Source organism: Streptomyces sp. GbtcB7, from assembly GCF_019091445.1.
Lineage (GTDB): Bacteria > Actinomycetota > Actinomycetes > Streptomycetales > Streptomycetaceae > Streptomyces > Streptomyces mirabilis.
Map to the genome: position 1 here is coordinate 93,746 of NZ_JAGXJM010000009.1, position 14,522 is coordinate 108,267.

The following is a 14,522-nucleotide window of genomic DNA, read 5'->3' on the forward strand; positions in this document are numbered from 1 at the left end:
CGCCTGGGTCTCTACAGTCTGGTGAGGGCAAGGGCGCGAAGAGCGTTTCCGGACCACTGGTCGTTCATGCTGGGAGAGATCAGCCTCTACAGCTTCGTCATCATCATCGTCACGGATGTATATCTGACGCTGTTCTTCCACCCGTCCATGAACGCGGTGGAGTACAACGGCAGCTACTCACCGTTGCGCGGTCAAATGGTGTCGGAGGCGTTCAATTCGACGATGCGCATCTCCTTCGATGTCCGTGGCGGCCTCCTGATGCGGCAGGCCCACCACTGGGCCGCGCTGGTCTTTGTCGCCGCCATGCTCGTCCACATGATGCGCGTGTTCTTTACAGGTGCCTTCCGTAAGCCTCGCGAACTCAACTGGCTCTTCGGATTCCTGCTGCTGATCCTCGGGATGTTCGGTGGTCTGACGGGTTACGACCTTCCGGATGACCTGTTGTCCGGGACCGGACTCGCGGTAGTGAACGGAACGATCCTTTCCATCCCGATCGTCGGAACCTACCTCTCCATGTTCCTCTTCGGAGGCGAGTTCCCGGGGGAGGATCTGGTGGCGCGCTTCAACACGATCCACGTTCTGCTCATCCCCGCCCTCATGGTGGGACTGCTTGCTGCTCACCTGATGCTGGCCCTCCGCCACAGGCACACGCAGTATCCAGGTGCGGGGCGGAGCAACCAGAACGTCGTGGGTCTGCCGCTCAAGGTGCGTGCCGTGAAGTCCGCAGGCTTCTTCTTCCTGGTCGCCGGCGTCATCTTCGCCATCGCGGCGGTCGCCCAGATCAACCCCGTCTGGCAGTACGGCCCCTACCGGGCCGACCAGGTTTCGGCCGGATCGCAGCCCGACTGGTACATGGGCGTTGCGGACGGACTACTGCGGGTCATGCCCGGCTGGGAAATCACCTTCTGGGGCCACACCCTGGCTCTGGACAACCTGATCCCGCTGTTGGCGGGTGTTGGTCTCTTCCTCGCCATGGGCGTGTACCCGTTCGTCGAGGCCTGGGTGACCGGTGACGGCCGCGCGCGGCACCTTCTCGACAGACCGCGCAACCGCCCGGTGCGAACGGCACTTGGTGTCTCGTGGATCAGTTTCTATCTGGTGGCTCTGATCGGCGCCGCGAACGACATCATCGCCATCCGCTTCCATGTCTCGGTCGAATCAGTGACGTGGGCCGTGCGCGTCAGCCTTTTCATCGTGCCTCCCACGGCCTATGTCATCACGAAGCGGTGGGCACTCGGCCTGCAGCGGCAAGACCGGGACAAGGTGCTGCACGGCCGCGAGACCGGCATCATCAAGCGCTTGCCGAACGGCGCGTTCATCGAGGTGCACGAGCCGCTCGGCCAAGACCGACTCCACGTTCTCACACAGCACGAGCAGTACCGGGCGATCGGTCCCGATCCCGCGGCCGACGGAGAAGACCCGGACGGCGGATTCCGCTTTGCGCGCCGCCTGCGTGCCGTGCTCAGCCGGAACTTCTACGGCGAGGGCACGCAGATCACCAAGCCGACCGCGCGTGAGTACCAGGAGATCACCAGCAGGCATCGGCGCTGATTACCACTGTGTGTGTCACACCTACAAAAGGTGCCTTGTCATATAGATGAAAGCAGGCAACGGTCTGCCAATCCAAGGAGTGCAGTGATGACTGAGCCCGTGCTTGAGCCGGCGGCGCAGAAGCTCGCGGACGCGACGAGCAACCCGCCGTTCCTCTACGAACTCGGCCCGGAGGGTGCCCGGAAGGTGCTGGACGACCTGCAGGCGGCGCCCGTGGGAAAGCCCGACGTGGACGAGAAGTGGATCACGGTGACCGCCGAGGTCGGCGATGTGCGGGTACGCATCGTCAAACCCGTCGGCAGCCAGGGCACGCTGCCGGTCGTCCTCTACGTGCACGGCGGCGGTTGGGTCATCGGCAACGCCGGTACTCACGACCGCCTGGTGCGCGAGCTGGCCGTCGGGGCGGACGCCGCTGTGGTGTTCGTCGAGTACGACCGTTCGCCCGAGGCCCGGTACCCCGTCGCCATCGAGCAGGCGTACGCGACCGCTCGCTGGATCACCGCGAAGGGCGCGGAGGAGGGTCTGGACGCCTCCCGTCTGGCCGTCGCGGGTGATTCCGTCGGCGGCAACATGACCGCGGCGCTGACCCTCATGGCCAAGCAGCGCGGTGACGTGACCTTCGTGCACCAGTCGCTGTACTACCCCGTCACGGACGCGGCCCAGGACACCGAGAGCTACCGGGAGTTCGCGAACGGGCCCTACCTCACGGCCACGGCGATGGCCTGGTTCTGGGACTGCTACACCACCGATCCCGCCCAGCGGGCGGAGGTCACCGCCTCTCCGCTGCGGGCGAGCCTGGAGGAGCTGCGGGGGCTGCCGCCCGCGCTGGTCATCGTCGACGAGAACGACGTGCTGCGGGACGAGGGTGAGGCGTATGCCCGCAAGCTGACCCAGGCCGGCGTTCCCACCACGAGTATCCGCATCAACGGCACCCTGCACGACTTCATGATGCTCAACCCCCTCCGGCCCGCCCAGTCCACGACTGCCGCGGTCCGGCAGGCCATTCACACCCTGCGTACCGCCCTCCGCGGCGACTGAGAGTTCTCCGCGGCTCAACCGAGGCATCCGCGGGACCCAGCGCACCGAAGCGCCTTCCGAATCCCGGTGCGCGGGCTGAGCAGCGACGCCGCTCATGCGCCGACAACGTCAAGGCGCTCTTGTACATCGCCGCGTTCCTCTCGGAAAGGGCGAGAGCGCGGCCAAGTTCCCGGGCAGCACCCTCGGCGAGGCCTTGCACCCCGTTCCGGTCTCCCTGCCGGACGGCTCCGAGGGTACGGACCTCTACATCGAACAGAGCAGGTTCCACGACCAGAGAAAGCGGCACGGACGGTCCGCTGACCGGCGTACCCACGGGTGGGGCGACACCGAGCCGACGCCCGCGCAGACGTTGTGTCTCCTTCGGCAGCGATCGGACGCGCTGGAGGAAGCCCTGCTCGATCCGGCTCGGCACAGGCCGTGCGTCCAGAGGCCCGAACCCGCAGCCCAATTCCTCAGCCGACGACCCGCGTGACATCTCGAGCAGGGCCAGTGGGGGCCGGCAAGAACCTCGCCGGAAGTGGGCTCACAGACGGCGAAGATCGGTCTTCCCGATCCCCGCCTCACCGCGCAGGACCAGGACCCCGCAGACACCGACGCAACGCGCCGCCTACCTCCTACGGGAGGGTATCGGCTGTCCGTACGCCCGGATCTCCGAGTTGCTGCACATGAGCGTCGCCCATACGAGGCAGCAGGTGGCACGCGCCCATCAGCGTCTCGTCTCGCCGGCAGCCGCCGCAGGCAGCCGGTGGACTCGGTCGCGTACCGGCGGCTCGTTCAGGCGTTCTTCGCGGCGGCCCGGTCCGGCGACCTCGGGCACCTGGAAAGGGTCCTGGCCGCGGGACGGCGGTCAGCCGTTGCCGTGCAACGCGGCTCGGCAGCTCACGTAGGGGGAATCTGACCCAGAGCGGTGGAGACGGCCTTCATCCTCTCCTTGAGATGCGCGAGTTCTTGGCGCAGCTCGTCGACACGAGTCTCCAGCTCTGTGGCTTCCGCGGCCAGCGACACGACGGCGGCCGCGATGTCGGTTCGGTTCTCGGCGGTGTGAGTCATCGGGTGTCCCTCCGCGGTTCTAGGCGGCGTCTGTCTGCCTCCGGCCAGTGCCGTGTTCCAGTCCAGTCCCCAGTCGGAACGTCGCAACGTGGCCGTGCCCTCGAAGTCGACACGGTCGAGTCCGTCGGGGTCCCGGCTCGCTCCAGCGAGCTCGAGGTCGATGTGAACGGGGAGTTCGAGGTCCTTGATCCGAAGGTGTCCGGCCATACGGAACCGGTCGTCGCCGGCGTCACGGACTTCGGTGGAGCGGAAGCGCTCCGGAGATCCCGTCTCCAGGCTGCCGGTCCGGACGCTGAGGTAGGCCTCGGAGCGGGTGGGACGGCGCCCGTCGAGCTTGAGGAGCCCCTCGAAGGCAGTGAATTCGGCCCGCACGTTGGTGACCATGGCGTGCCGGACGGAAAGACCGATCGTGCTCCTTCATGTACAAGTCTCGGACAGGGGTGAATTCCGGCACGCTGTGGCCCTGCAACTGAATCCGAGAATTCCGGTCGAGCGAAATGTTGCCCGTCGTGAACGCAGAAGCCGGGCTCGTGGCCCGTGGCCGGAGAAAAGAGGTGGCCCCCGCCTGCTGACAGGGGCCACCCGCGGGGAAACTACTTCTGCTGCGCGAGCCAGTCGGCGAACCCGGTCTCGGCGATGTGCGCGTCCGGACCCGGCAGGAGCGTGGTCTCCTGCAGCTCGGCACCCCAGTACGTGGCCTTCGGGTCAGTGACGATCTTGCGGGCGTCGTTCTTGGCGGCGAGTCCCATGCGGATGAAGTCCTCGAGCTCGAACGTCTCCGGGCCCGCGACCTCCACCACGCCGTTGACCGGGGAGCCGACCGCGGTGCGGCCGACGGCCGCGGCCACGTCGCCGGAGACGATGGGCTGGATCTTCCCGGCGGGCAGACGCACGGTGTCGCCGTCGGTGACCCCGTCGGCGAGCCCCTTCGCGAACTCGAAGAACTGCGTGGCGTGGACGATGGAGTACGGCATGCCGGACGCCTTGATCAGTTCTTCCTGGGCCTGCTTGGCACGGAAGTAGCCGCTCCCCTGGAGACGCTCGGTGCCGACCACGGACAGCGCCACGTGGTGCTGCACGCCGGCGTCGGCCTCCGCCTCCAGGAGGTTGGCCGTGGAGGTGCGGAAGAAGTCCATGACGGCCTCGTCCTCGAAGGAGGGGGAGTTGGACACGTCGACGACGACCGAGGCGCCCTCCAGGACCTCGGCCAGACCCTCGCCCGTCAGGGTGTTGACACCGGTGCTGGGCGCGGCAGCGACCGCGTCGTGCCCGTGCTCGTCGAGCTTGCCGACCAGCTTCGAGCCGATGAGCCCGGTGCCACCGATCACTACGACCTTCATAACGGATTCCTCTCGAGGTTTTCCTGGGAAACTTCGGTCTGCACCAGAAGAGACCGGGCGGCCGCCCTGCCTGTGACACGTCGTTCGCGGAATCTGCCTATTCGGCAAGTTTTCCGTCGGTCGAGACCTCTTCCATCAGCGCGGAAATCTCGTCCGGGACGGCCGGAATGGTCTCGTGGGTGATGCCCGTCGTCGGGGACCACACGAGATTGACCTGCAGGGCGGGATCCGGCTCGGGATAGTCGCTGCGGTTGTGACAGCCACGCGTCTCACGACGTTCCAGCGCCGCTTCGAGAGTGGCCCGGGCCGCCAGGGCGGCGGATTTGAGATCAAAGGTGTGCGCGAGGTCCTGATAGCCGGCGATGTCCGGGTGGACGCCGATGTCCGCCATCCTCTTCTCGATCACCGAGAGCTCCGCCAGCCCGGCGCGCAGGCCCTCTTCGTCGCGTACGACTCCCGCATGCTCGGTCATGGTGTTGCGGATGGCGCGCTGCAGGGCACGGACGTTCTCCGGCCCGTCGGCGGCGAGGAGGTCGTCGATCTCCGCGCGGGCCTCCGCGATGGCCGACGCCGACCGCAGCTGCGCGGTCAGCGACTGCGAGTAGGCGGCCGCCGCCCGGCCCGTGATGCGGCCGAAGACCAGCAGCTCGATGAGACTGTTCCCGCCGAGCCGATTGGCGCCGTGCAGCCCGCTCGACGCCTCACCGATGGCGTACAGGCCACGCACATCGGTGCTGTGGTCCTCGGGACGCACCCACACCCCGCCCATCGAGTAGTGCGCGGTGGGTGCGATCTCGATCGGTTCGCGGGTGATGTCCAGCATCTGCAGGTCCAGAAGTGTCTGGTAGACCCGGGGCAGCCGCGTCATGATCGTGTGCCGTGGCAGGTGCGAGACGTCGAGCCACACGCCTCCGTTGGGCGTGCCGCGCCCTTCCTTGATCTCCGTGTAGGAGGCCAGCGCCACGCGGTCGCGGGTGGACAGTTCCATCCGGACGGGGTCGTAACGGCTCATGAACCGTTCCCCGAGCGCGTTGCGCAGGATCCCGCCCTCACCCCGGGCGGCCTCGCTGACCAGCGTTCCGGCCGCGTTCTCCGGCTCGATGATCCCTGAAGGATGGAACTGCACCAGCTCGGCGTCGCGCAGACGGGCTCCGGCCTCCACCGCCAGGCGGAAGGAATCGCCCGTGTTCTCGTCGCGCCGCGAGGAGGTACGCCGCCAGATACGCGTATGGCCGCCCGCGGCAAGAATGACCGCGTCCGCGTGGATCAGGTAGCGCCTGCCGCTGGTGAGGTCGAACCCGTAGGCGCCGAAGACAGCGCCGTCGTGTACCAGGAGCCGGGTGATGTAGACGCCGTCGAGCACCGGAATGTCGAGCTGGTCCGCCCGCCTGATCAGCGTGCGCTGGATCTCCAGACCGGTGTAGTCACCGGCGAAGGCGGTCCGCCGGAACTTGTGCGCGCCGAAGAAGCGCTGGGAGATCCGGCCGTCCTCTTCCCGGGCGAAGGCCATGCCGTAGCGGTCCAGGTCGTCGATGCCTCGGGCGGCGCCCTGGGTGACGATCTCGACGGTGCGAGGGTCGGCCAGCAGATAACTCTCCTTGAGAGTGTCGGCGGCGTGCTGCTGCCAGCTGTCCTCGGGATCCATGGTGGCCAGGGCCGCATTGATTCCCCCGGCGGCGAGCGCGGTATGGGCGTCCTCCTTGGGACGCTTACCGACCGCCAGGACGTCGACGCCGGCCTCAGCCAGCTCGATCGCCGCTCGCAGCCCGGCTCCTCCGGTGCCGATCACCAGCACCATGGTGGCAAGACGTTGTTCGGTGATAGCCACGGTTTACTCCGATCGCCAAGGTTGTCACTCACTACGACCGGGCCGCCGAGGTATCTGTGACACGCTCGGCGCCATCGGGGTGAGGCCGCCGACGTCGACCTGTGGTTTCCCTCCTGACAAGCCGCCCGTCCCGCTCCGGCGACCGCCTGTAGTCGCTCCATGCGGGCCGGCTCCAGGCTAGGAGGCCAGCGTGATGGTGGTCGGTGTTCCCTGCCGTGCCATCCTCGCGTAGGGGCACAGCGAATCCGCCTTCTCGAGAACTGGAGCGGCGACCTCGGGATCGATGTCCGGCCATGTGACCACCAGGTCGACATGCAGCACGTAGCCGCCGTCTTCCGGATCCCGCCCGAACGCCACGGTCGCCTCGACGGAGATCGGGGTGGGGTCGAGCGCGGCCTGTCGTGCCACGAGAGTGACGGCGCCATGGAAGCAGGCCGCGAAACCGGCGGCGAACAACTGCTCGGGATTCGTTCCTCGGCCGTCTCCGCCCAGCTCGGCAGGCATGCGCAGGTCGAGATCCAGGACTCCGTCGTCCGAGCGGGCCCTCCCGGAGGCTCGGCCATGAGCCGCTGTCCCACCGCTCACCGTCACCGTCGTGGTGTAGATGGGCGCAAAGGAATCGCCGTCGAAGTCCTTGTCGGTGGACAGACCGGGCAACCGGAACTGGTCGTTCACCGCGCGACTCCGGCAGTGCTCCAGGACACGGGCGGGCGGGTAGAAGCAACTGCGGAAAGCGTCATGTCTGTGATCTACCTTCGCGTCTCAGAGAATCCGAGATTCCGGACAACGAGTTGACCGAACAACGAGTTGACCGACAAGTCACTCCTCTTGTGACGCCGGCGGGTAGCTCCCGCGCAGCACCGATCGCCGAGTTGCCTCAGCTGTCCAGCGAGGCCACGTAGGGTGCCAGTTTCGCCGGATTCAGGACCCACATGATGCGTTCGATGCCTCGCTCCGACACATCGACGGACAGCAGAGCCACGCTGTTTCCATCGGCCGAGACAAGGACGGCCGGCCTGCCGTTGGCCTCCACCCAGCGAACGTCCGTCTGGGGCCAGAAACGTGGGGCGAAGGCGGCGAGGTACCTGGAGACATGAGAACGTCCGACGACCGGAATCCTGGATGCTCCGCGCATCCCTCCGCCGTCGCTGTAGCTGACCACGTCCGCAGTGAGCACGTCCTCGAGGACCGACAGGTTGCCGGTCTGCGCCGCGGAGAGGAACACCTCCAGCAGCCGCCGGTGAGCGGCAGGACTCACGGGCTCCCTGCGTTCCGCCGACAGACGTTTCCGGGCACGGCTCACCAACTGGCGCGTATTGGCTTCGCTCGTCTCCAACATGTCCGCGATCCGCTTGTACGGGTAGTCGAAGGCCTCCCGCAGAACGTAGGCGGCCCGTTCCACAGGGTTCAATCTCTCCATGAGGTGAAGAACCGCCAGGTCGAGCGCCTCCGCTCGTTCCGCACCCAGCTGCGGATCCACACGTGTGTCGACCGGCTCCGGCAGCCACGGCCCGATGTACGACTCACGTCGCTTCGGTGCCGACTGGGCCAGGTTGATCGCCAGACGGGAAGTGACCGTGGCCAGAAACGCGGTCGGCTCCACGATGTCGGCACGGTTGGTGTTCTGCCAGCGCAGCCACGCATCCTGGACGATGTCCTCGGCTTCCACGACACTCCCCAGCACGCGGTAGGCGATGCCGAAGAGGTGGGGACGCGCCGCCATGAATTCCCTCGTTGCCTGGTCGAGAGAGTCTGCGTCATCCCGGGCGCGCATAGGTGTCCTCCAGAAGTGCAGCACCATGCTACAAGCTGCCGCAGCGGTGCGCGCCTCCTCTGGAGGATCTTGAGCGATGCGAGAGTGGCTGCCGACCTCGGGCGACGGTCACCGCTGGCACGCGCATCGGCGCCCGAGCCGCACTGCCAGGACGGCGGGAACCAGAGCGCACGGCGCGTCGCGCCGCCAGCAGCTTCGCGGTCAGCTCGTCGAGGTGGTACTCCTCCGGGCCGGCGACCTCGAGCACGCCGAACAGCGGCACTCCCACGGCGACATGAGCGAGCGCGGCGGTGATGTCGTCCGGCGACACAGGTCGCATCAGCACGGGCGCAACATGCACGCCCTCGCCGCGTGATACCGGTACGACCTCGACACTGTGGTCCCGGAGCCTGGCGACAGTCCTGGAACCGATCAGGCCGGTGGCTCCTGCGACAACGACTCTCATCCGGGTCTCTTCCTGTCGCGGGGTGCAACCCCACTGGCGTCTGCGTGAGGTGACGGTGCCGTCAGCGATTCACTACACCTGGACGGCGTTGGCCCCGATGTTGTGACACCGCTCGACAACCTCCGCCGCCGAGCGGTCCTCCCGAGGGTCGGATACGGTCTCTCATGTCACAGATCCGCCGTGCGTCTGGTCATCAGTGGGAAACGGCCATGGGACCTGGGTGCGCGAACACGCGTCGGGCCGACGGTATGCCGATCCCATGGCGTGATGGATGCATGGAGGTGCAACACGGTGTCGAACCAGGACTCAGCGCACGGGACCGGCCGGCAGACACGGTCGGAGGGGTGGAAGACGGCGGTGACGATGCTGCAGGACGCCGCACCGATCTCCGTCCCGGAGGGTGCCTCGGCGATGACCATTTACGTCGAGTGGGAGCCTGGAGACCCGGGAACTCCGCCGCACCGCCACTCGGGACCGGCGTTCGGGTACGTCATCGAGGGCGCTGTCCGTTTCGAGCTCGAGGGCGAGCCCGAGCGCGTGGTCGAGGCCGGCGGGACGTTCTGGGAACCGGGTGGTGACCCGATCCACTACCAGGACGGCAACGCGCTGGCCGATGCGCGGACCCGGTTCGTCGTGACCATGATGTGCGCGCCGGGCAAGCCCATGCTCGAACTGGTCGATGAGGAGGAACTGGAGAAGCGGGCCCACCTGCGGGCCCCGCGACCCACCGACTGACCTGCCGGCTGCTCGCACAGGCCGGTTCGGAACCGAGTCCGAGCGCTCCGTGGGAGGGCGCGATCCGGCATGAGCGCCACTGATGTCGTGTGCTGCATGCTGACAGCGCTTTGGCCCTGGCCATGGCGGTGATGCCCTGGAACGGGGCGGCATGCTGCCGGAGGTGCAGATAACTTTCTTCGCAGCCGCCGCACTGTGGTTCCCGCTGACCCCGTCAGCCGTCAACGGCAGTTCGAACTGACCGATGTCGCACGGAGGTTGGGGATCGATGGCCCTGGGCACGGTCATCATGCTGCTCATGCACCACTGACGGCCGTGCGACCATCTGACAGCAACGTGTGCCACGACGGGCGGAACAGTGTCAATGCCGTCAAGATCATCGATCTCGCCTCGGTCAGCCACTCAACCCGGACGACGGCCGTAGCGCCACGCTCATCGGCTGAACAATTCGAAGACGACGGCCGGCTTCCCGCCGAAGCGCGCACTGTGCTCGCCGGTGCTGTCCATCAGGAAGCGGCGCGTGTACGCCTCGGGATCCTCGTCGCTCAATGCCTCGATGTACGTACGATGCTGAAGCAGCGACTGCACTGCCTGTTCGAGGCCCCGGTCCGCACGTACCGCGTGGGTGGGGTTCGGGGAGTTGGCGACGGCGACCCATCGCACGCCGTTCCAGGGTCGCAGCTCCTGCTCGGCGAGTTCCGGGAAGATCCAGCGGTTGCCCGCGTCCGCCGCCGCGTCGAGGACGGCGCGCCCGACGGCCACGTGATCCGGGGTGTTCCAGACACCCGAACCCCAGGTCGCATGATGGTTCAGAGTGATCAGCAACTCGGGCCGGTGACGGCGGACGGCAGCGGCGATGTCGCGGCGCAGGGAGATGCCGTACTCGATCGTGCCGTCCCGGTGGTCGAGGAACTCCACTGCGGAGACCCCGACGGCGGCGGCACTGGCACGCTGCTCCCTTTCCCTCAGCGGTCCGGCCTCGGCCGGTGCCAGCGTGTCGATGCCCGCTTCGCCGCGGGTGGCGAGGACGTAGGCGATCTCACGGCCGTCCTGGATCCAGAACGCGACAGCGGCCGAGCACCCGTACTCGAGATCATCAGGATGGGCCACCACGGCCAGCGCACGTTGCCAGTCGGTCGGCATCGGCCGCAGTTGCGCGAGAGGCGAATCGGTCACGGCGCCTGCTTTCATGGATTGTTCCCGTGGACGTGCGAAAACCGCGGCGCAAGAGGTGGTTCATGCAGCATTCCCGCCGCGCATAAGAGGGGCCCACCGTGAGTGGGGTGCGGGGACCGAGACGTTCCCGGCATCACCTGTTGGACTGCGTTGAGATCAGACGAGCTCGAGACCTCCGTCGAGCGTCAGCACTTGACCGGTGATGAACGGGCCCGAGGGATCAGCGATACGCAGGATCCAGTCCGCGACGTCTTTGGGGTCGCCGATTCGGCCTGTGGGAATGCGGTCACGGTCGTGGCTGAGCAGCTCGGCGATGGCGTCCTGCGGCAGGCCGGCCGCGGCCAGGACATCCGTCCTGGTGGGGCCGGGGGCGATCGCGTTCACCCGCACTCCTTCCGGCGCCAGTTCGAGTGCCCAGCTCCGCGTCAGCTGCTCCAGGGCGCTCTTGGTGGCGGCGTAGTGGGCTCCACCGGCCAGAGGACGGTGACCGTAGGTGCTCGAGACGTTGACGATGGAACCCGAGGAGTCGCGCAGGTGCGGCAGCGCCGCATGGGCGAGCATGCTCGGTGCCGTCACGTTGAGGTCGAACAGGCGGGTGATCACCGACCGGTCGGTGTCCGCCAGAGGCATCACGGCAGTGACACCGGCGTTGTTCACGAGGACGTCGATGCGGCCCCACCATTCCACGGCGGTGGCCACGACCGTGTCCGCGGCGCCCTCCTCGCAGATGTCGAGCGGCAGGACCGCGATGTTGGAGTGGGCGTGAGCCGTCTGTTCCAGGGCTTCCTTCCGGCGGCCCACGCCGAGGACGCGTGCCCCCGACTCGGCCAGGGCGATCGAGGTGGCTCGGCCGATGCCCGATCCCGCCCCTGAGACGATTGCGACACGGTCCACGAAGCGCTGGGCGGTAGTGCGGGGCATGATCCCTCTCGGCTTGTGAAGTTCGGGTCCGCCGATGGCGTCCCGGGCTGCGGGGTGGCGAAGTCCTCCGCGCGGCCCGCCATCGTGGGTGGTGGCGGTCCGTCTCCGCGCCATGGGTCGGGGCGCGCGGAGGCGGACTGTGCGGGCCGGGCGGGGCGGGCGGGGCGGGGGTCGGTCAGCCGAACTGGCCGGGCTGGTAGTCGCCGGCCGGCTGCTGAACGATGACGTTCACACGGTTGTATGCGTTGATGACGGCGATGAGGGAGACCAGCGCGGCGAGCTGGTCCTCGTCGAAGTGCTTGGCGGCGTTCTCCCAGGCCTCGTCCGTGACCCCGCCGGCCGCGTCGGCGATGCGGGTGCCCTGCTCCGTCAGCTCCAGGGCGGCGCGCTCGGCGTCGGTGAACACCTTGGCCTCGCGCCAGGCCGCGACCAGGTTGAGGCGCTGCGGGGTCTCCCCGGCGTGCGTGGCGTCCTTGGTGTGCATGTCGGTGCAGAAACCGCAGCCGTTGATCTGGCTGGCGCGGATCTTCACCAGCTCCTGGGTCGCGGCCGGCAGCGTCGAGTCCGCGATCACCTTGTTGGCAGAGTTGATGTGCTTCAGCACCTTCCCCGCGAGCGGGTGGCCGAAGAAGTTGAGACGCGATTCCACGGTGATCTCCTTGCAGTGTTGTGGATACACAACTATTGACCGGGGTGACCGAAGACGTGTGACAGCGCCCCTGCGTGACCTGAGTCTCATCCGTTCGGTTGTGGATACCGGCGCCGTGTGCGGGGGCGACGCAACCTCAGTAGCTCCGGTCGGGCCAACTCCCCACGACGGACAGCAGCTGCAGGCGTGCATGGCTCTCCGAGCCCGGTGCCGCGGTGAACACGAGAAGCCGCTGTGACTGGTCGGGGTCGACGAGCGTCTGGCAGTGCAGCTCCAAGGTGCCCAGCTGCGGATGCTGGAGGCGTTTGGGTGCGCAGGAGGGCCCGAGAACCGGGTGCTCACGCCAGAGCGCCGCGAATTCTGGGCCGGCTGCCTGCAACGTGTCGACGAGGTCGGCGGTACGGGAGTCATGGCCGTCCGTGCGTACGCGCCATGGAGATCTGCCACCAGCAGGCGGCTCTGCGCGGCGTGGTCGCTCTCGGGACGGAGCAGCCGGGAGGCGGGGTCGGTGAACCACCGGTAGTGCAGACTGCGGGCCCGTCCGGTGAAAGCACTCTCGTCGCCCAACAGTGCGACGGCCATGCTCGTCTGCCTCAAGGTCTCGCCCAGATGGTTGACCACCTGCGCGGGAGTGTCCTCGAGCCGGGCGAGGATGCGCATCATTCCCGGGTTGATGTGATCGCCGCGCAGCACCCTTCGGGGAACGGCGTGGCCGGCCAGTCGGAAGAGATGATCCCGTTCCTCCAGGGACAGACGCAGGCCGCGGGCGAGGGCGGCCAGCATCTGCTCCGAAGGGTTGGGCCCTCGTGGTTGCTCGAGTCCGCTGTAGTAGTCGACCGACATGTCGCACAGCGCGGCGACTTCCTCTCGACGCAGCCCGCCGGTCCGACGGCGCCGCCCGCGTGCCAGCCCGGCGTCCTCCGGCTGCAGGGCCTCGCGCCGTGTTCGGAGGAAGGACGCCAACTCGGCTCTGTCCACTGTTGCTTGTGCCCGAGGCCGTCAGGGCCGTGGAGGAGGCCGCCCCCGGCCTGGGGGCTCGTGGCCGCGTACAGCGGCGGAAGCACCCCGGCGTCGGCGGAATGTACGAAGACGCCCCAGCGGGCGAGACGCTTCATGATCCCTTCATGGGGAGCAGGACGGCTGCGGCCGAGGTTGGGCCCGGATGCCTAGAGGTTGGTCAATGTCGTGCCGGGATGAGCGGCGTTGCTGACGATGCCCCACCCGTTGGCCGTGCTGAGGCGGTCGAGTTCGAGCGCGAACAGCAGATTGGCCAGCTTGGAGAGGTTGTAGGCACGCACCGGTGAGTAGTGTCGCTCGCTCTGCAGGTCGTCCCAGTTGATCCGGCCGCTGCGTGCGGCACTGCTGGTGATGGTGGTGACGCGGGCCTGGCCGGCTCGCAGCAACGGCATCAGACGCCCGGTGAGAGCCGCAGGGCCGAGATGGTTGGTTCCGAACTGCAGCTCGTATCCGTCCGCTGTGGTGTGCCGGGTGGCCGGTGCCATCACTCCCGCGTTGTCGATCAGCAGGTCGACCGGCCTGCCTTCTGTCAGCAGCGTGTCAGCGAGGTCTGCCACCGATGCCGGCGAAGCCAGGTCGAGGACACGAGTGGAGACACTCGCCCGAGACGTGGCGGCCCGGATCTGCTCCACAGCCGCGGCACCTTTGGCCTCGTTGCGGACCGGCAGCACGAGTTCGGCGCCTGCCTGGGCGAGCCGTCTGGCCAGCCCGAGCCCGATTCCATCGCTCGCGCCGGTCACCACCGCGAGCTTTCCGTGCAGATCGGGCTCGGGCCATGCCCACCGTCGGCGCCAAGGCTCGTAGCACCCAACTGAGGGCTTACCTCGTCTCCGGGGAGCGGCGCCGGGTGACGGGTTGCGCTTCCGCGCGCCGAGTGACGTGGGTCTCCGCGCCCTGACACCACCGCCGCGGGCGCCCGCACCCTGCTGTTCATGGAACTGCATCGTTATCGGTTCAGAAGCGTGTGGGACTTCACTCGACCGCCGGACGAGGTGTTC

13 protein-coding genes and 2 pseudogenes are annotated in these 14,522 nt (G+C 67.7%); 5 read left to right on the top strand and 10 right to left on the bottom strand.

Going from position 1 to position 14,522, the window contains the following annotated elements; translation table 11 throughout:
* The first annotated feature begins 66 nt into the window (after positions 1-66).
* The 3 genes and pseudogenes from KVT44_RS16885 to KVT44_RS58090 all read left to right on the top strand — a co-directional run.
* Entirely contained in the window at positions 67-1,551 is a 1,485-nt protein-coding gene (locus KVT44_RS16885; protein ID WP_308314030.1) for a cytochrome b N-terminal domain-containing protein, read from the top strand.
* 87 nt (positions 1,552-1,638) lie between these two features.
* Positions 1,639-2,589: an alpha/beta hydrolase gene (locus KVT44_RS16890; RefSeq protein ID WP_217567648.1), complete on the top strand. Its 951-nt coding sequence runs from the start codon at positions 1,639-1,641 to the stop codon at positions 2,587-2,589.
* Positions 2,590-2,690: 101 nt separating this feature from the next.
* Positions 2,691-2,863: pseudogene (locus KVT44_RS58090) on the top strand (alpha/beta hydrolase); the annotation flags it as partial.
* A gap of 605 nt (positions 2,864-3,468) precedes the next feature.
* Here the strand turns inward: KVT44_RS58090 and KVT44_RS16895 are convergent.
* The 5 genes from KVT44_RS16895 to KVT44_RS16915 form a co-directional block, all read right to left on the bottom strand.
* Positions 3,469-4,047, bottom strand: coding sequence for a YceI family protein (locus tag KVT44_RS16895; protein ID WP_308314037.1), 579 nt, complete (start codon positions 4,045-4,047; stop codon positions 3,469-3,471).
* Positions 4,048-4,232: 185 nt separating this feature from the next.
* A complete protein-coding gene (locus KVT44_RS16900; protein WP_217567650.1) occupies positions 4,233-4,979 on the bottom strand; it encodes an SDR family oxidoreductase in 747 nt (248 codons plus the stop codon).
* 97 nt (positions 4,980-5,076) lie between these two features.
* A complete protein-coding gene (locus KVT44_RS16905; protein ID WP_217567752.1) occupies positions 5,077-6,777 on the bottom strand; it encodes an FAD-binding protein in 1,701 nt (566 codons plus the stop codon).
* A gap of 207 nt (positions 6,778-6,984) precedes the next feature.
* Positions 6,985-7,482, bottom strand: a complete 498-nt coding sequence (locus tag KVT44_RS16910) for an Ohr family peroxiredoxin (RefSeq protein ID WP_217567651.1) — start codon at positions 7,480-7,482, stop codon at positions 6,985-6,987.
* 202 nt (positions 7,483-7,684) lie between these two features.
* A complete protein-coding gene (locus KVT44_RS16915; RefSeq protein WP_217567652.1) occupies positions 7,685-8,581 on the bottom strand; it encodes an RNA polymerase sigma-70 factor in 897 nt (298 codons plus the stop codon).
* A gap of 76 nt (positions 8,582-8,657) precedes the next feature.
* Here KVT44_RS16915 and KVT44_RS16920 point away from each other — a divergent pair, with 76 nt between their 5' ends.
* Together KVT44_RS16920 and KVT44_RS16925 are read left to right on the top strand one after the other, a co-directional pair.
* The gene (locus KVT44_RS16920) at positions 8,658-8,936 is read left to right on the top strand and encodes a hypothetical protein (protein WP_217567653.1); all 279 of its coding nucleotides are present in this window, start codon (positions 8,658-8,660) and stop codon (positions 8,934-8,936) included.
* Positions 8,937-9,389: 453 nt separating this feature from the next.
* Positions 9,390-9,761: a cupin domain-containing protein gene (locus tag KVT44_RS16925; protein ID WP_079064811.1), complete on the top strand. Its 372-nt coding sequence runs from the start codon at positions 9,390-9,392 to the stop codon at positions 9,759-9,761.
* A gap of 432 nt (positions 9,762-10,193) precedes the next feature.
* On the opposite strand, the gene KVT44_RS16930 is transcribed toward KVT44_RS16925, so the two are convergent.
* The 5 genes and pseudogenes from KVT44_RS16930 to KVT44_RS16950 form a co-directional block, all read right to left on the bottom strand.
* Positions 10,194-10,937 carry a PIG-L deacetylase family protein gene (locus tag KVT44_RS16930; protein WP_217567654.1) on the bottom strand — a complete coding sequence of 248 codons (744 nt, stop codon included), beginning with the start codon at positions 10,935-10,937 and terminating at the stop codon, positions 10,194-10,196.
* A gap of 156 nt (positions 10,938-11,093) precedes the next feature.
* Entirely contained in the window at positions 11,094-11,858 is a 765-nt protein-coding gene (locus tag KVT44_RS16935; RefSeq protein WP_217567655.1) for an SDR family NAD(P)-dependent oxidoreductase, read from the bottom strand.
* Between the two features lie 175 nt (positions 11,859-12,033).
* Positions 12,034-12,507, bottom strand: a complete 474-nt coding sequence (locus KVT44_RS16940; protein ID WP_075030278.1) for a carboxymuconolactone decarboxylase family protein — start codon at positions 12,505-12,507, stop codon at positions 12,034-12,036.
* Positions 12,508-12,643: 136 nt separating this feature from the next.
* Positions 12,644-13,485, bottom strand: a pseudogene (locus KVT44_RS16945) (helix-turn-helix transcriptional regulator).
* Between the two features lie 188 nt (positions 13,486-13,673).
* On the bottom strand, positions 13,674-14,264 hold the full coding sequence (locus KVT44_RS16950; protein WP_308314031.1) for an SDR family oxidoreductase: 591 nt from the start codon (positions 14,262-14,264) through the stop codon (positions 13,674-13,676).
* Positions 14,265-14,522 lie beyond the last annotated feature (258 nt).